Source organism: Paracrocinitomix mangrovi (assembly GCF_019740355.2).
In the GTDB taxonomy this organism is placed as follows: Bacteria; Bacteroidota; Bacteroidia; order Flavobacteriales_D; family Crocinitomicaceae; genus Paracrocinitomix; species Paracrocinitomix mangrovi.
On sequence record NZ_CP091819.1, the window covers coordinates 3,616,732 to 3,634,751 of the forward strand.

Below are 18,020 nucleotides of genomic sequence, written 5' to 3' on the forward strand. Positions count from 1 at the left end.
CCCAAATTTTGAATCGCTATGAACTTTTGGGAAAAATACTATTACGGAAATACTATTCTTGATTATGCTATTTGTCTTGGAATTATTCTAGGAGCAATAATCGTAGCCAAGATCCTTTATTGGGTATCTAGTAACATCATTAAAAAGCTTACTGCTAAAACAAAAACCAACCTGGATGACATTATTGTTGATAAGGTAGAAGAGCCGGTAATGTTTGGTTTGGTGATTGGTGCTTCTTGGTGGGCTATTAATCGTTTAAATTTTGTAAAAAGCAAATTAACAATTGATAGATACACCGAAATTTACACTTCAAACTATGGAGTTCCTCCTAGTGAAGAACACCTAGAACAAGTAACTCAAATTGACAAAACTGTTGAAGCAGTTGGAGGCATTGCACAACCTTTTATTGAATACCCATATTGGGAAAACTTTGTTCATCACTTATTCGGATTTTTGGTTGTAGTAAACGTGACGTGGTTAATTGTACGTTTACTTGATGCTTTAATTGAAGAGTACGTAGTGCCGTTGGCTGAAAAAACTAAATCTGATTTGGATGACCAGTTATTGCCATTGTTCCGCAAAGGAATGAAAGTGATTATCTGGGCCTTGGGTATTATTATCGGCTTGAACAATGCCGGATATGATGTTGGGGCAATTATTGCAGGTTTAGGAATTGGAGGTTTGGCTTTTGCTTTAGCTGCGCAAGACACTGTGAAAAACTTCTTTGGAGGTATCATGATTTTTGCGGATAAACCATTTCAAATTGGTGATAGAATTGTGATTGGAGGAATTGAAGGTGTGGTAGAAGAAATAGGAATTAGATCTACCAGAATCAAAACCTTGGCAGGGAGACAGGTAACAGTACCTAACTCTAAATTCTCAGATGACGCAGTAGAAAATGTTGATCGTGAACCAAACAGAAAAGTAATCTTAAACTTAGGTTTAACTTATGATATGAATGCTGATCAAATGCAAAGAGGAATTGATATCCTTAAAGAGATTGCAGCTGAGAATAAAGAAAATCTGGAAGAAGATATTTCAGTTGGATTTAATGCATTTGGAGATTTCTCATTGGGAATCATCTTTATTTATTACATCAAAAAGGGAGCGGATATTTTGCAAACACAAACTGATATCAATATGATGATATTAAAAAGGTTTGCTGATGAAGGATTAGATATGGCCTTCCCAACTCAAACAATTTATCATCAACAGATAAAGTAATTAAACAAAAAAGCCTGTCTCATTTGAGTCAGGCTTTTTTAATTGTTAATTTATAGGGATTAGTGCTTGCCGAAAAGCGTTACTACCGCTCTTCCTTTTCCTACAGGCACTGATTTGTAATTCAATTTTACCTTTTTGATAATTCTCTTGTTTCCTGGTAAGTCAATAATTCTTGTGTAAGTACCAGGAGCAAACTTTTTGTTGAATACAACATTTTGATTGTCTCCATTTCCAAAAATGATATTCATGTTTAACAAGTGAATAGGTGCTTTCATGATTTTTAATCTCACTTTAGTGAAAACTCCATCCATAACTGTTACAGGAATTTCATCATGTTCAGCTTGCATGTTTACAATTCTTGATCCTAATTTATCCCATCCTTCGTCTTGAAGATAAGCTTTAATAGGAGTAACTGCTTGTGCCTTTGCTCCGGCAAATGACATTGGAGCCAAAATTACCATTGCTACTAGCGTGAATATTTTTATAGTTTTCATATCTCGGTGTTTATGGTTTTTCTCTTTTTAATTTGAACCCAACCAATATACAAATTAAGTGGATTCAACTCAGGAGATTCTTAATTCTATTTTTCAAATCTACCTGAATCTGAATAAAATGTATCATAAACCTTGCCAAAAATATCTTCAATTTTGGACTGGTTTATTAATAGTATTCATTTTGTACTTATATCAATGGTTATAAGGGGTTTGTAAATTGTTTGATATGTGTAAGAATAATGTCTTTTAATTTGTGTGATTTAATACTTATCTATAGATTAGTATTAACCTAAAACTTATAAAATGAAAAAGATAATTCTATCTATGCTGCTACTTGTTGCTGGCAATCAAATCAAAGCTCAATCTTATGAATCCGTTTTCTCTGATACTACTTCACAGTGGAATATTGTGCGAGCTGCCGCCTGTGATCTATTTTGTTACGGAGATTATAAAGTAACCGATACTGTTTTATTTGACACTACTTATTATTTTAAATTGAATACTTCAGGAGGAATGTTTTTTGATAATCCAATTTATGTCCGAGAAGATTCAACTTCAGGAAAAGTTTGGTATTATGATTATCAATTTAGTCAAGCTGAATACCTAACTATGGATTTAAGTCTTGGAGTAGGTGATACTTTTGTTTATTACAGTTCACCAACTATTGCCTATGATGCAATTGTAGATACTGTATACTATGTTAATGGTAAAAAGCATGTTCAAATCGGAGCATTAATTAATATTTGTGGTACCGTGTTTGACACAATTGTTTTTATTGAGGGTACCGGAACCACTGCGGGTTTTGCATTCCAAAATTCCAGTTCAGATTTATCTAATATTAACGAATATCTTCTATGTCATTCAAAAGATTCTGTAAATGTTTATGCAGAAACATATTTTAATGGCGCATGCCAGTTATGTATGCTTGGCTTACAAGAGAACCAATTCGAATTTGAAGTATTTCCAAATCCTGCAAATGATTTATTAAATATTAAATTGTCTGCGCAGGAGCAGTATGATGTTGAATTATTTGATGTTTCAGGGAAGACCGTACTAACAAATAACAATCTGTCCGGGAATCAAATCTTATCGCTTAATGAGCTTAAAAGTGGATCGTATCTGATTCAAATTACCCTCCAAAATGGATCAAAAAGCATAAAAAAGTTTGTGAAGCAATAGCGTAAACGGTTCATAGTTAATTATTTTTAAATCTACTGTACCAAAACTTAAGGCTACATCTTATAATGTGAAGTAAAGATTAAGTTTTGAAGCAGCTATAGCCAACCAGTCTTGACTTTAGACGCTTGATTCTTGACTCTTTTTAAACTTAGACACATTTAAATTTTAATAATTTTTGAGTTTTTTAAGACTTAGGCGATTCGATTATTTATAATTTTGACCCCTAGTATATGAAGGCACTCTATTTAAAAGAAATACGCAGCTTTCTGGGATCAATAATCGGCTATATTTTTATAGCTATTTTTTTGATTCTGAACTCCCTGTTTTTATGGGTGATTGAAAATGAAAACAATGTTTTAGATGGCGGAACAGCTGATCTTTACGGTTTTTTCAGTATTTCACCTATAATATTTCTGATATTAATTCCGGCAATAACTATGCGTTCTTTTTCTGAGGAAAAGCGAACAGGAACTATTGAGTTGCTTTTTACCAGACCTCTTTCTGATCTTTCTATCATTCTGGCAAAATACCTGGCGGGCTTAACATTAGTAGCTATTTCATTATTGCCTACTTTGATTTATTATTTCACGGTTTACAAATTAGGAGATCCGGTTGGGATTGTGGATGATGGTGCAACCATTACGTCATACCTGGGATTGTTTTTTGTTGGTGCATGTCTGGTAGCTGTCGGTATTTTCGCATCTAGTATTACTAATAGTCAGATTGTTTCATTCATTTTGGCCATTTTCCTTTCATTCATCTTTTTGTTAGGATTAGATATGCTGGCTGTTTTTAGCAAGTTTGGCGGTTTGGATTTTATCCTGAGAAATCTTGGAATTATTGAACATTATCACTCCATTCAACGTGGAGTTATTGATACACGCGACATAGTTTATTTTATAAGTTTTGTAGCAATTTTCCTGACTTTTACAAAGTTGGTGCTGCAATCCAGAAAATGGTAAGATGGCAGAAGAGAAGAAGAAAAATAATATGTCTTCAGACATTGTAACGCATGTAGGATTGGTGGCGATCATCATCTTATTGAATTACATTCTTTCTTTTTATTTCGGTAGGTTTGATCTTACTGAAGATAAACGTCACTCATTATCACAAAACACTATTGATCTACTCCAGGATGAAGATCGAATCAAAGACCGTATCTTCTTCAAAATTTATTTGGATGGTGATTTACCTGCAGATTTGAAAAAGATTCGAAATGCAGTGCAAGAAAAATTAGATGAATTCCGCGTTTATGCCGGTGACAATATTCAATACGAATTTATTGATCCGGACGGTTCTGATGATGAGGAGTTTAATAATGAAGTTAAAAACATCATTTATCAAGAAGGAATTCAGTTTTGTGATGTGAAAATTCAATCCTCAGGTGAGCAAAAAGTGAAAACTGTCTGGCCTGGTGCGTTAATTGAATATAAAGGTACTACCATGGATATGGTGCAGTTTTTTAATATTAAAACTGTACAAAGTGAAGAGTTGTTGAGAAACATTTCTGAACAGGCAATTAATAATCTGGAATATCAACTAATATCTGCTGTTAGAAGAGTTACTACAGACAACAAAAAAACGGTGTCTTTTCTTCATGGCCACGGTGAGTTAAGACCGCATCAAACAAATGATGTAAGAAAAGGTTTAGATAGGTATTATTTTGTAGATGATATTGAAATCAATGGTCAAATCAGTGCTTTAGATAATACTGATGCCTTGATAGTGGCAAAACCTTCAAGTAGGTTTACTGAGAAGGATAAGTTCGTAATCGACCAGTTTGTAATGAATGGTGGACGTGTCCTTTGGTTTATTGATCCTTTAGATGTTCGAAGAGATTCATTAACCAAAACAGGGATGACGTTTGGAATCTCTCAAAATCTGAACATTGAAAAAGACATGCTTTATAAGTATGGAGTAAGGTTGAATAATGAACTGGTATTAGATGAAAATTGTGGACCTATTTATATTCCGGGTTATGAATTACAATTTGCCGATTGGTATTTTTACCCATTGTTGCGTCCAGAAAATGCTGAGGTTCATGCTATCACTAAAAATCTTGATCCAATTAGAATGGAGTATGCAAGTACAATTGATTTGGTAAATGAATCAAATACCGATATCAAGAAAACAGTCATCCTTAAATCAAGTAGAAATTCAATTCTTTACAAAGCACCGGCTAGAATCAATTATAGTATCATTTTAAAACCACCTAAGTTTGAAAATAACAATCAAGGTGAGTATCCAACTGCAGTAATGCTTGAAGGTAAATTTTCTTCTGCATTTGAGAACAAACCAATTTCTGAAGCCTTTTTAAATTCACCGGATTATAGCACAAAGTTTAAAAGTGAGGACACTAAAATGTTAGTGGTGGCAGATGGTGATGTACTTAGAAATGAGATTTTAGATTCAGTGCCTTATCAAGGTGGATGGAATTATCAATATTGGCCATTGAATAGAGATATTTATGGTATTCCTAATATGAATGGTACGCCAAAGTACATTTATGGAAATAAGGAGTTTGTGTTAAATGCAATTGATTACATGTTAGATGATAATTCATTGATTGACATTAGAACAAAAACAATTACGTACAGAGGTTTAGATCTGGATAAAGTCAAAGAAGAAAAACAATTTTGGACGTTTTTGAATATCGCCGTTCCTCTTCTTTTGATCATTTTATTAGCGATTATCCAACTGGTGTTGAGAAAACGCAGATATGCTTCTACCAAATCTTAAAAAGAACTGATTCATGAAGAAAACGAGTCTAATCATAGTTGTATTAGTTATTGTTGCATTGGGTATTTGGGCCATCCTGCTTATGGATAATGGCGGAGGATCTCAGTTGTCTGATGAGGCTTTATCTGATTTTGCAATTGAAGACACTGCTAGTATTGACAAGATTATTTTGACTGATACTGAAGGAAACAAAGGTGTTACTTTGTTGAGAGAAGGTGTAAGCTGGACCAATGTGAATAATGAATGTATTCAGCAACATTTGGTGCAAACCATTTTGGTTACTTTCAAGCATATAATGGTTAAATCTCCGGTTCCAAAAGGTACTGTTGATCAAGTGAACAAAAATCTAACAACGCACCACAAAAAGGTAGAGATTTATCAAAATGGAAAGTTGCTAAAAACTTGGTATGTCGGTCAGCCGACGCAAGATCAATACGGAACTTACATGTTGTTAAAAGATCCGGAAAAAGGCAAGTCTCCTGAACCATTTATCATGTACTTACCTAATATGCATGGTAATTTAGAAACCAGATTTATTACAAATCCTCTAGAGTTTGAGTGTACAGAGGTGTTTGCATATGATCCGGCAAATATTAAGTCTGTTAGTGTTGAATTACCTGATTCGGCTCAATTCAATTTTAAAATTGATGCACTAGATAATAACTTATTTAAGATGAGTTCAAATGGCAATTCAATTGATGGATTTGATACGGTTGCAGTAAGAAACTATCTTGTAGGTTTCAGAAAAATTCATTTTGAGCAACACAATTATTTAATCAATAAACATTCTGAAGATTCATTAAAACAAACTACTCCTTGGTATAATATTGAGGTAACTGATAAAGCAGGTGAAACAAATAAAGTTGTTTGTTATCGCAAAAAAATGACTTATGAGCGTTATGATTTTGACGGTAATTTAATTGATTATGACAGAGATAGACTTTGGGTTGTGTTGAATGATGGGCGTCTGGTTGTTGGTCAGTTTTATGTTTTTGACAAGATTTTAAGAGATTTAAGGTTCTTCACGCAAGGTCAAACTCCATCTTAAGTTGGAATCCTAACATATTCAGAGATCTGGCTATCTGTTTCCTTTTTACGTTGAAAACTCTATTTTTGTATAGCTAAATCGTGCCTATGAAAGTTTACCTGGATAATGCCGCCACTACACCAATGGCTCCTCAAGTTATTGAGAGAATGACAGAGGTGATGAAAGAAAACTTTGGAAACCCATCTTCAATTCATTCATTCGGAAGAAATGCAAAAGCTGTTATAGAAATAGCGAGAAGAGAAGTAGCAAAGCTGATAAATGCAGAGCCAAAGGAAATTATTTTTACCTCAGGTGGAACAGAGGCCGATAATATGGCAATCACTTCGGCGGTTAAGGATTTAGGTGTTACAAGAGTAATCTCTTCCAAAATTGAACATCACGCCGTTGGTCATACAATTGACTGTTTAGATGAAGAAGTAACAGTAGAGTGGGTCAAATTAAGCGATAAAGGAGCTGTTGATTTAGCTGACTTAGAAAGATTGTTATCGTCAAACGAAAAGACTTTGGTTTCATTGATGCACGCTAACAATGAAATTGGTACGTTGTTGGACATTAAAAAAGTATCCGAAATCTGTAAAAAGCATGGAGCGTATTTTCATTCAGATACTGTGCAAACCATGGGACATTACAAAATTGATGTGAAAGACATAGGTGCTGATTATATCACATGTGCAGCACATAAATTTCACGGACCTAAAGGTGTTGGATTTTTATATGTCAATAAAAATATAGCTGTTTCTCCAATAATTCAAGGAGGAGCCCAAGAAAGAGGTTTAAGGGGTGGAACAGAGAATTTAATCGGTATCGCCGGTTTAGCTGAAGCCTTGAAATTAGCCAATGAAGATATTCAAGGGCACATTGATCATGTGCAAGGTTTGAAGTCTTACATGATGGATGAATTGAAAAATCGCATTTCAGATGTTGAATTCCACGGAGAAACAGATCCGGATAAAAGTTTGTACACTGTTTTAAATGTCTGTTTTCCTGATTTTGAAAACAAATCAATGCTATTATTTTTGTTAGATATTGATGGTGTTGCCTGTTCAGGTGGATCGGCATGTACTTCTGGGTCAAATACAGGTTCTCACGTACTTAGAGGTATAAATGCAGATACAAATCGCCCAAATGCAAGATTTTCTTTCAGCAGATTTACAACTAAAGAAGAAGTTGATTATGCCCTGAGTATCATAGAGAAAGTGGTAGTTAAGGCTGCAGTAAAATCTTAGAAATCACCCTAAATAGTGTTATATATTCATTAAGCTTCTAGTAAATCTATTGCATTACTAGATTATATGTCGTAAATTTAGCCGTCTCAGAAAAACGACATGAAAAACACATTGCTACTACTTTGCTTGACAATAGCTCAATTGTCTATTGCTCAAGAATTTATTGAAGAATCTGCCAAGTCGGCTACCTATAATCAAAACGGAGATCCTATTACTAATGTCATGGATGCTGATGGAATGCGTCAGGGCAACTGGTATTTTGTTAATGATCTAAATCAAGATGTGGTGTTGAAAAAGTACACTAATAATTCTTGTGATGAAACCTCATTTTATATCAATAACAATTGGGTAAATGCTCAAGATTATCAAAGCAATGCAGTGCAAACTGATGCTTTGAAAAATGAGTTGAATGCCAATAATATTAATTTACAAGCTGATCAACAATTGCTGGTCGTTATTGAAAACGGACAAGCGCAACTTTTAAGTGTGTTGGGCAATTGGGCGGCCAATGATAAGTCTGCTGCCATTCAAATTGTGAACGATTTCATCAGTCAAAACACTAGCAGTTTAACTGGTAAAATATTGCTACTACTTTAATCTATTATGATGCCGAAAAAAATACTTCTTGCCTTTTTACTTTTGGTAAGCCTTGGAACTACCGCACAAAATCTTGTGTTAAACCCAAGTTTTGAAACTGTAAATACAGGAGCTTTACAATGCTCATGGTACACCTCACAAGCTCAGTTTAATAATGCCATTTCAAATTGGACTTGCCCAACAGGTGGATCAACAGATATTTTTAACACAGCTTTAGCTACTACATGCTATTGTAGTCCTTTTTCAACAAATGCTGCTAATCCTGGTCAACAGGCTCCGCACTCTGGTAATGGATATGTAAACATTGTTACTTATGGTAACGGTGGATGTACTCCATGGAGAGAATATGTGCAAGGAACTCTTTCTACTCCTTTAGTTGCAGGAAACACCTATGAAGTTTCATTTTGGGTGTCTTTAGCAGATAAAATGTCTGTTGGAACCAATAATATTGGAGTTAAATTTGAAGTAGGTGCTTATAATCAAGGAAGCAATTGCCCTTATTATACTACTCCTGAGCTGAATTATACAGGTCCAATCATCCTGGATAAAGCCAACTGGACGCAAATTACATTTTGTTATACACCAACTGTTTCAGGACAAGATCATTTTATTATCGGAAACTTTTTTAATGATGGTGCTACCGCAACAGCTGCGGCAGGTGGTGTTACTACTGGAAATACAATCAGATATTATGTTGATGATGTTGTAATTCAGGAATTGGTTTTAACAGGTGGTGATCCGGGAACTAATGGTACAGCTTCTGTTTGTCCTTCTGATCCTGCATTTAACTTGTTTGATATGCTTGGTGGTACTCCGGATGCAGGAGGAACATGGACTGGTCCCTCAGCCCTTACAGGAGGAAGTTTAGGAACTTTTACTCCCGGTGTTAATACTCCGGGTGTGTATACATATTCGGTTACCGGTACCGGTGCATGTGTAGCAGGTACACCGGCTACTGCAACTGTTACGGTTTCTGCAGGAAGTGCTGATGCTACGATAACACCAGCTGGTCCATTTTGTGATAATGCTGCGGCTGTAACTTTAACAGCTGTTGATCCGGGAGGAACCTGGAGTGGAACAGGTATTACCAACGCTACAACTGGAACTTTTGATCCTGCTGTTGCTGGTCCTGGAACTCATACAATTACTTATACCATATCTGGAGCTTGTTCAGATGTCGATACTGAAACTATAACTGTAAATGCCAGTGCAGATGCTACAATCACTGCAGTAGGACCTTTCTGTCAAACAGATGCTGCAATTACATTGTCTGCAGTTGATGGAGGCGGAACCTGGAGTGGAACAGGGATCACTAATGCAACAACAGGTACATTCGATCCAGCGGTTGCTGGTCCTGGGACACATACAATTACTTACACGATTGGTGGAACTTGCGGAGATGTGCAAACAACTTCTATTGTTATTAATGCCTTAGCAAATGCTACCATTACGGCAGTAGGACCTTTCTGTGATACTGATCCTGCTATTACATTGAATGCTGTAGATGCAGGCGGAACCTGGAGTGGAACCGGAATTACAAATACTACAACTGGAGCATTTGATCCAGCTGTTGCCGGAGCAGGAACCCACACAATTACTTATACAATTGCAGGATCATGCGGAGATGTTCAAACAACAGATATTGTTGTTAACAATGTAGCAGATGCTACCATTACGGCTGTTGGTCCTTTCTGTGATGTAGATGCGGCAGTAACGCTTTCTGCAGTTGATGCAGGAGGAACCTGGACAGGAACCGGAATTACTAATGGTGCTACAGGAATATTTGATCCAGCAGTTGCCGGAGCAGGAACGCATACAATTACTTACACCATTGCTGGTGCGTGTGGGGATGTTCAAACTACAGATATTGTTGTAAATCCTCAAATGGATGCAACGATTGCTGCTGTTGGTCCTTTCTGTGATAATGATGCTGCCCTAGTGTTAGCTGGGGCTGATCCGGGAGGAACTTGGTCTGGAACCGGAATCACAAATGCCGCTAATGGAGATTTTGATCCAGCAGTAGCCGGAGCAGGAACCCACACAATTACTTACACAATTGTTGCAGCTTGTGGAGATGTTCAGACTACTGATATTGTAGTAAATGCCTTGGCTGATGCTACAATTACTGCTGCAGGTCCTTTCTGTGAAAATGAGTTAGCTGTGAACTTATCTGCTGTAGATGTAGGTGGAACATGGAGTGGAACAGGAATTACAGATGCGGCCCTTGGAACATTTGATCCTGCTACAGCTGGCGTTGGAACGCACACTATTACTTACACAATTGCAGGTGCTTGTGGAGCTACAGATACTGAAGATATTATAGTTAATCAATTAGATGATCCTACCATTAATCCTGCCGGTCCTTTTTGCTTAAATAACAATGTTGAAGTGATTACAGCGGTTACTGCAGGTGGTACATGGAGTGGAACTGGAATTACAGATGCAACTTTAGGAGAATTCATGCCTATGACTGCGGGTGAAGGTACACATACCGTAACCTACACAACAGGTGGAATTTGTCCAAATACGGGAACTGTTGATGTGGTTGTATTAGGTCCTTTATCCGTTACGGCATTGCAAAACGCTACTATCTGTGAAGGAGAAAGTGCTGATTTAAGTGCTACCGGAAATGGTGGTGATGGAAATATCACAATTACTTGGACAGATGATCAGGGAAACAATTTGGGAACTAATGCTAACATAACCGTTTCACCAATGGTGACAACTACCTATACAGCTACAGTTACTGACGGATGTAATACTGTTCCTGTCAGTGATCAGGTAACAGTTACAGTTAATCCAATGCCTGTTATCAACTTTACACCAGATAAGTTTGCGGGTTGTGTTCCGTTAACAGTTAATTTCACTAATAACTCAGTTCCTGCTGGAACAAATTGTACTTGGGATTTTGGAGATGGAGATATGGTCAATGATTGTGGTGTTGTTTCAAATATTTATAATTCAGCAGGATGTTATGATGTTACCTTAACAGTAACAGAAAACAACTGTACAAGTACAGCTACAATGGTAGATTTGATTTGTGTTTACGATTATGCTGAAGCAGAATTCGCATTAGATCCGGGAGAAGTGGATGTAGAAAACACGCTTGTGGAATTTGATAATTCTTCAGTAAATGCTACTGAATATTTGTGGACATTTGGTGATGGTGATTCTTCAACAGTAGAAAATCCTGTTCATGTATTTCCAGCGGAGATAGGAGTTTATCAGGTTTGCTTAAAAGCTATGAATGCAGGTGGATGTAATGATTCAACTTGTCAAAGTGTGATTGTTACAGAAGAGTTATTATTCTACGTACCTAATGTATTTACACCGGATGGAGATAATTTTAATGAGACATTTTTACCGGTATTTACCCAAGGTTTTGATATCTATGATTTCCACTTCACCATTTTCAATAGGTGGGGAGAAATTATATGGGAGTCATATAATTCAACAGTTGGATGGAATGGCCACTATGGACAAGGAGGCTTAGTAGAAGATGGTGTTTATGTGTGGCAAGTTGAATTCAAATCAAATCAGTCAGACGAAAAAATTAAAAAACGCGGTCATGTTTCCGTGTTGAAGTAAAATACGTGACCTCAATCTATGATAGGGAAGCCAAATTTGGTTTCCCTTTTTTTTTGGTTTTTTCGCAAATATTGTTATATTATATATATGTCGATTTGATTCTTTTGGTGGTAATCGCCAAAGACTTTCTTTTATCATTTTACAATTGTAAATGAACATCTAGCTCAAATCAACTGTTCTTTAAAAAGAACTTCATAATTAATCATTAATAAGCTTTAATAAAATATGTTAGACATTATAGTTGACAAGTTAGAATCGTGGTGGACATCTCTGGTTGATCTTTTGCCCAATTTTATATTGGCATTGGTCGTTTTAGTATTATTCATAATTGCTGCCAGATACATCAAAAAAGGTTTAACAAAGTTATTTTCTAAAACATACAGTAATAAAGAGTTGTCTAAAATCCTGACTAAAATAGGATACATTGCAGTAATTGCTACAGGAACCATGGTAGCGCTATCAATATTGCATTTAGATAAAGCAGTTACCTCTGTTTTAGCCGGGGCAGGTATTGTAGGTTTGGCCTTAAGTTTTGCTTTTCAAGATTTAGCTGCAAATCTTATTTCAGGCTTTTTTATGGCCGCAAAAAGACCATTTGAAGTAGGAGATGTAATTGAGATAAAAGATCATTTAGGAACCGTTAAAGACATCCAATTGCGAAGTACAATTGTAGAAACTTTTGATGGTAATGAAGTGAGGATACCAAATAGGATCTTATTTGAAAATCCGCTAACAAACTATTATGAAACCAAAACAAGGATGATCCAACTTAAAGTAGGTGTTTCCTATGCAGATGATTTAGAAAAGGTAGAAGAGGTGGCCAAAAGTGCAATCACCTCTCTAGATGGATTAGTTGAAAGTGAAGAAGTAAAGCTAATTTATACCGGCTTTGATGATAGTTCAATCAACTTAGAAATTAGATACTGGGTGCCTTATGATAATTACTTTCAGTACCTAGAAGGTATTAGTAAAGGAATTAAAGCGATTAAAAAGGCATTTGATAAAAATGATATTTCTATTCCTTTTCCAATCAGAACTCTCAATTTTGGAATTAAAGGAGGAGAGAGTCTGGAAGAGCAATACCTGGATATGTATGAAAAGTTAGATAAATAAAAAGGCTATTCAATTGTGTAATGAGGATTGTCTTCTATGTCATCTAATATATCCTGATCACCTTCTTTGTATTCTGGTTCATCCTCTTCAGTAAAATCTGGATTGGGTTGCGGTTTGAATAATAATTTGAAAAGTAAAATGCCTATCGCAACTATCCCAATAGCAACAAGTCCTATTAGTTCACTCCTTTGTTTATTGTCATACAGCTGATAGTGCTCACTTAAATTAGCCACCAACTTGTTGACAATAGTAAACAAGAAGAAAAAGAATGCAAAAAAGATGGTAAAATGACGTTGAGGGATTAAAAGTAGATAAAGAGAATACAATGCAGTTTGAATGAAGAATTCTGAGATTGCTACCAAAATAACTGCAAATAAAAAAGGTGATAAATGCACTGAGTTTAATTCTATTGGCAGTATAAAGTAAATTCCAAATCCAACAAAAGCCAATATAAAACCAATCAGCATTTTTTGTATTTGAGACATGTGTTTTGAGCTCCAAACAAAAAAGAAAACTATGCCTAAAATGAAAATGATAACTGAATTGAGCATCATTGAACTCCAAAGGTTGTTAGACTCGATTTGAATGGAGTCTTTTAAATAGTGCTCCTGTAGATTTAAAAATCCTCCAAACAATTCATATACTCCCCAATACACGAATGACGCAATAATGGTAATTGCTAAAATTGAAACAGTGGTTCCGTCTTTATATCTGCTGGGTGAATTTTTTGTGTTGGGAATATTATTGACAAAAAAGAGAGGAACAAGTGATAGCACTAATATGATTGCAATAATTATAAAGGAGATTTTGTAATCAAAAGAATCATAGATCACAAAAGCACTTAAAAAAGCTCCTAAATTGACGCCAACATAAAACAATATGACAATGGGAGAAACAAGGCGCTTTTTCTTGTAATAATACCTGGATAGCATTGCAAAATTGTTCGGTGAATAAATCCCTGCACCAAGTCCGAAAAGAATAAGACCCGTTTGTGCCGTTTCAACATTACTAATGGACAACAATAAAAGCGCTAAAATTTGTAGACCACCACCTATAAAACAACTTATTTTATTTCCTACAAGGTAATCTCCAAGAACACCTCCTATCAACATTGAAGCGTATACCACCAGGCTTAATTGTCCATAAAATTCAAGTGCTTCTTCCCTTGGTATTTCTATGTCTATCAAAAAGAAGATGATGAAACTTCTGGTTCCATAATAGGCCATTCTTTCCAGCATTTTGGAAAGGATAATTAAAAATGCTTCTTTTGGATGTGAGAGTGAAGTTGTGGACATGGCTTTGGGTTTGAGATACTAAAATAGAAAACTTAAAAGCAGACTATCTTTTTCTTATCATTTGATAAATCAAAATTATCCAACTGATAATCATTAAACTGCCACCAACCGGTACAATTGCACTGCAAATTTTAAGGGCAGCTTCATGTTCTTTAAAACTGAGCACATAAAGTAATCCTGCGAAAATAATGACACCAATCAAGGCTAAGTTGAAAAACCATTTTAGTGAAAATTGGAACTTATCTGCAGATAAACCAATAGCTAAAAGTGCCAATCCAGTGTACATTTGGTACTTAACGCCTTTTTCAAAAATGATGATCCCTTCTTCGTTGATTATTTTCTTTAATCCATGAGCAGCAAAGGCGCCAAGAATAATACTCAAACAGATGAGTATTGCAGCAGTGATAACTATTTTTTTATTCATAAAAAATCCCGACTTCATCATTAGAGACCAAGTCGGGATAAAGTTAATCATTCAATTAATTAATGTGTATTGATGTATTTTTCTAATTCTTCTTTATCGTCAGAAAAAGTTAAAATCTCCATCAATTGATAGTAATCGCTTTTGTTCCAACATCTGTTATAAGCTGTTTTCAAAAAACTCAATTTTACATCAGAAAAAGTAATTTCGTTTGCCACAGTTTTAATTTGAGCAACAGACATGCACTTGTTTTTTGCAGCAGCATTGGCTACTCTTTCTTGGTCATCAGAAAATGATTCGTTTTTTACTAATTCAGCTAAAGCTTTTGCTTCATCATCAGTAAATGAGCAATCTTCAAGGGTAACTGTCAAATCTTCGTCTGCAAAGATGTTACCTTCATTAGAAGTGTTGTTTGTTGTTGTACCACTTGTGGTAGTCTCTTCGTAATAAGTAGTTGTTGTTGTACCTCCATTAGTTGTAGTGGTGCTTTCTTCGTAATAAGTAGAAGAATTTCCGTTTGATGAAGAGGTTGTAGTTGTTGAAGTAGTAGTTGATGAAGAACTGCTTGATGATGTTGTGTTCATATTTTCTCCATTACCACTAACATTCACATTTGAGTTGGCATTAATTCCATTTTCATTACCATTTACTGAAGTATTCATGTTTTGATCAATCCCTGTTCCGGATACGTTCATATTTACGCTAGCTCCGTTTTCTGATTCATTGATTGAAATGTTCATGTTAATACTCTCAGACCCATTTCCGTTTCCAACATTAGTGGAAGTTCCAACATTTTCTTCAGTAGTAGAAGTAGTAACCACTGTTGTAGTGGTCACAGTTTCTGTACCTCCATTAACATTGCTGTTAAGCTGTTTGTTGCCACTGTTGTTCACTTGTGTGTTGCTTGTTGTTTCTGTAATTTCAGTTGGATGATATTGAACTATGGTTTGATCAGGAACAGAAGTACTGGTTCCTAGGGGAGTTTCTGAGTAAAATCTCATTTTGTAATTTCCCTTCTTCTCAATAATTCGGTAAGTAATCAATGAGTCATACTTAACGCCAATATTCTTGTCAATTTCAAAACTATTGTCTTCAGCAATGATTTTAGCACTGTAATAACGCTCCTTTAAACCGGTAACTTTAACATTGGTTTCAGCATTCATGTTTTGTCTGATTCCATTTAATACAACATAGAATTTTTTTCCTGTATTGGAATAAATGGTAACATCTCCTTGCCCTTGTCCCCAAAGGTTAGCTCCGATAAATAAAATGGTTAATAGTAAAAAGTTTTTCATATTCATATTAGATTAAAATTCGAATCCTACTTAGGCAATCTGTATGCCAAAAATTTTGCTTTAAGATATTTTTAACAACTGTTGAGCATTTTGCATAGCCGCATCAGTTATTTGTTCTCCGCTAATCATTTTTGCTAGTTCATTAATTCGTTCTTCTTGATTTAATTGGACTACAGCTGTAGTTGTTTTGTCTCCAATTACTTCTTTTTGAACGTGGTAATGCGTGTTTCCTTTGGCTGCTACTTGTGGCAAGTGAGTGATGGCAATCAATTGAATTTTGTTTCCCATTTTCACAAATTCGGCTGCAATTTTAGCGGCTACTTCACCGGATACACCTGTATCAATTTCATCAAAAATGATGGTTGGTAAGTTTTTATGACTTGATAAAAGTGATAAAATTGCCAGCATCAGTCGTGATAATTCACCACCTGAAGCGATTTTTTTAATCGGTAAAAATTGGCCTCCTTTGTTCGTTTTAAAATTGAAAACAATCCCGTCGGTCCCATTAATACTCAATCGTTCCAGCTTTTCAAACACAATGTCCAACTCGGCATGTTCCATTCCAAGTTCAGCGAGGGTTTTATGAACAGATTCACAAATAACCGGAGCGGCTGCTTTTCTCTTTTTTGAGATGTTTTCTGCTTGTTTGGCAAGACTGGTTTTGTGTTGATTAATTTCAATTTCTAGTTGAGCAATTTTATCTTCTACTGAACCAATGTCGGATAATTGCCCTTCAAGTTTATCTCTCAACTCTTTTAATTCAGTTACTTCACTCAAATTGTGCTTGAAAGTCAAAGAGTTTAAAAGTTCCATTTTTTCTTTAATCTCCTGAGCTTCGCCATCACCGAAATCAACATCATTATCTGTGTTGTCTATTTCGTTAGCCAAGTCATCAAGTTCAATTTTTAAAGAAAGCAGTCTGCTGTGTATTTCGCCAAATCGTTTGTCAAAATCTTTAAGGCTTTCAAATGCTTCAAGAATAGTTTTGATACCAACTTGTGGACCAAATGATTCATTTTCTAATACCGATTTTGCCAATGAAAGTTGCTCGTTAATTTGTTCAGCATTTTCAATTTTGTCAGATTGAGATTGTAAGTCTTGGAGGTTGACATTGTCCAGATCAGCCATTTTTAGTTCATTCACTAAAAATTCAACATAATCCTTTTCCTTTCTATTCTCCATCTCCTTCACCTTCAACTCAATTTGTTCATTTACCTTTTGACGGTATAATTTAAACTCTTGTCTATAAACCGCAATATCTTCTTGATTCCCGGCAAGAGCATCAACTACATCCATTTGAAAATCCTGGCCAAATAATTCAAGCGTTTGATGCTGTGAATGAATTGTAATCAGTTGATTTCCTAATTCTTTCATCTGTGTCATTTGCACAGGTGAGTCGTTGATGAATCCTCTTGATTTACCAGAAGGTGAAAACTCTCTTCTGATTATGCAAGTGCTTTCATAATCCAATTCATTTTCTTCGAAAAATGATTTCAATCCCAACTTTGAAATATCAAATTCTGCTTCTAAAAAGCACTTTTTCTCTGATTGTTTTAGAACTGTAGTATCGGCTCTTTCGCCCATTAATAATCCAAGCGCCTTTAGTAAAATGGATTTACCAGCACCTGTTTCACCTGTAATGGTAGAAAATCCCTTATTGAATTGAATATTAACATTTTCTATAAGGGCATAATTAGATATCTCCAGACGATTCAACATACAATTCTAAATTGAAATGTAAATATAAGCAGTAGTAAGATGAATTGGAAGAATCTTTATTAACAATCCCCGAAGAAGGGTG

14 protein-coding genes are annotated in these 18,020 nt (G+C 35.4%); 9 read left to right on the plus strand and 5 right to left on the minus strand.

Going from position 1 to position 18,020, the window contains the following annotated elements:
• The first annotated feature begins 18 nt into the window (after positions 1-18).
• Positions 19-1,224: a mechanosensitive ion channel family protein gene (locus tag K6119_RS16140; RefSeq protein WP_221833330.1), complete on the plus strand. Its 1,206-nt coding sequence runs from the start codon at positions 19-21 to the stop codon at positions 1,222-1,224.
• A gap of 59 nt (positions 1,225-1,283) precedes the next feature.
• Here the strand turns inward: K6119_RS16140 and K6119_RS16145 are convergent, their stop codons facing one another.
• The gene (locus K6119_RS16145) at positions 1,284-1,718 is read right to left on the minus strand and encodes a hypothetical protein (RefSeq protein WP_221833331.1); all 435 of its coding nucleotides are present in this window, start codon (positions 1,716-1,718) and stop codon (positions 1,284-1,286) included.
• Between the two features lie 303 nt (positions 1,719-2,021).
• Here K6119_RS16145 and K6119_RS16150 point away from each other — a divergent pair, with 303 nt between their 5' ends.
• The 8 genes from K6119_RS16150 to K6119_RS16185 all read left to right on the plus strand — a co-directional run bounded on the left by K6119_RS16150 (position 2,022) and on the right by K6119_RS16185 (position 13,208).
• The gene (locus K6119_RS16150) at positions 2,022-2,897 is read left to right on the plus strand and encodes a T9SS type A sorting domain-containing protein (protein WP_221833332.1); all 876 of its coding nucleotides are present in this window, start codon (positions 2,022-2,024) and stop codon (positions 2,895-2,897) included.
• Positions 2,898-3,127: 230 nt separating this feature from the next.
• Entirely contained in the window at positions 3,128-3,859 is a 732-nt protein-coding gene (gene gldF / locus K6119_RS16155; RefSeq protein ID WP_221833333.1) for a gliding motility-associated ABC transporter permease subunit GldF, read from the plus strand.
• 1 nt (position 3,860) lies between these two features.
• Entirely contained in the window at positions 3,861-5,636 is a 1,776-nt protein-coding gene (gene gldG / locus K6119_RS16160) for a gliding motility-associated ABC transporter substrate-binding protein GldG (protein WP_221833334.1), read from the plus strand.
• Between the two features lie 13 nt (positions 5,637-5,649).
• Entirely contained in the window at positions 5,650-6,684 is a 1,035-nt protein-coding gene (locus K6119_RS16165) for an LSm family protein (RefSeq protein ID WP_221833335.1), read from the plus strand.
• Between the two features lie 86 nt (positions 6,685-6,770).
• Positions 6,771-7,910, plus strand: coding sequence for a cysteine desulfurase family protein (locus K6119_RS16170; RefSeq protein ID WP_221833338.1), 1,140 nt, complete (start codon positions 6,771-6,773; stop codon positions 7,908-7,910).
• A gap of 99 nt (positions 7,911-8,009) precedes the next feature.
• Complete coding sequence (locus K6119_RS16175; RefSeq protein WP_221833339.1) at positions 8,010-8,507, plus strand: hypothetical protein; 498 nt, start codon at positions 8,010-8,012, stop codon at positions 8,505-8,507.
• Positions 8,508-8,516: 9 nt separating this feature from the next.
• Positions 8,517-12,095 carry a PKD domain-containing protein gene (locus tag K6119_RS16180; RefSeq protein WP_221833340.1) on the plus strand — a complete coding sequence of 1,193 codons (3,579 nt, stop codon included), beginning with the start codon at positions 8,517-8,519 and terminating at the stop codon, positions 12,093-12,095.
• A 225-nt stretch (positions 12,096-12,320) separates the two neighbouring features.
• Positions 12,321-13,208: a mechanosensitive ion channel family protein gene (locus K6119_RS16185; protein ID WP_221833341.1), complete on the plus strand. Its 888-nt coding sequence runs from the start codon at positions 12,321-12,323 to the stop codon at positions 13,206-13,208.
• A 5-nt stretch (positions 13,209-13,213) separates the two neighbouring features.
• Here the strand turns inward: K6119_RS16185 and K6119_RS16190 are convergent, their stop codons facing one another.
• Genes K6119_RS16190 through recN form a run of 4 tightly spaced genes read right to left on the minus strand, consistent with a single transcriptional unit; the run spans position 13,214 to position 17,938 of the window.
• Complete coding sequence (locus K6119_RS16190) at positions 13,214-14,503, minus strand: MFS transporter (RefSeq protein WP_221833342.1); 1,290 nt, start codon at positions 14,501-14,503, stop codon at positions 13,214-13,216.
• A gap of 43 nt (positions 14,504-14,546) precedes the next feature.
• The gene (locus K6119_RS16195) at positions 14,547-14,927 is read right to left on the minus strand and encodes a DUF423 domain-containing protein (protein ID WP_221833343.1); all 381 of its coding nucleotides are present in this window, start codon (positions 14,925-14,927) and stop codon (positions 14,547-14,549) included.
• Positions 14,928-14,986: 59 nt separating this feature from the next.
• Positions 14,987-16,219 (minus strand): DUF4476 domain-containing protein, encoded by a 1,233-nt coding sequence (locus tag K6119_RS16200; protein ID WP_221833344.1) that lies wholly within the window; start codon positions 16,217-16,219, stop codon positions 14,987-14,989.
• 60 nt (positions 16,220-16,279) lie between these two features.
• Complete coding sequence (gene recN / locus K6119_RS16205) at positions 16,280-17,938, minus strand: DNA repair protein RecN (protein ID WP_221833345.1); 1,659 nt, start codon at positions 17,936-17,938, stop codon at positions 16,280-16,282.
• Between the last annotated feature and the right edge of the window lie 82 nt (positions 17,939-18,020).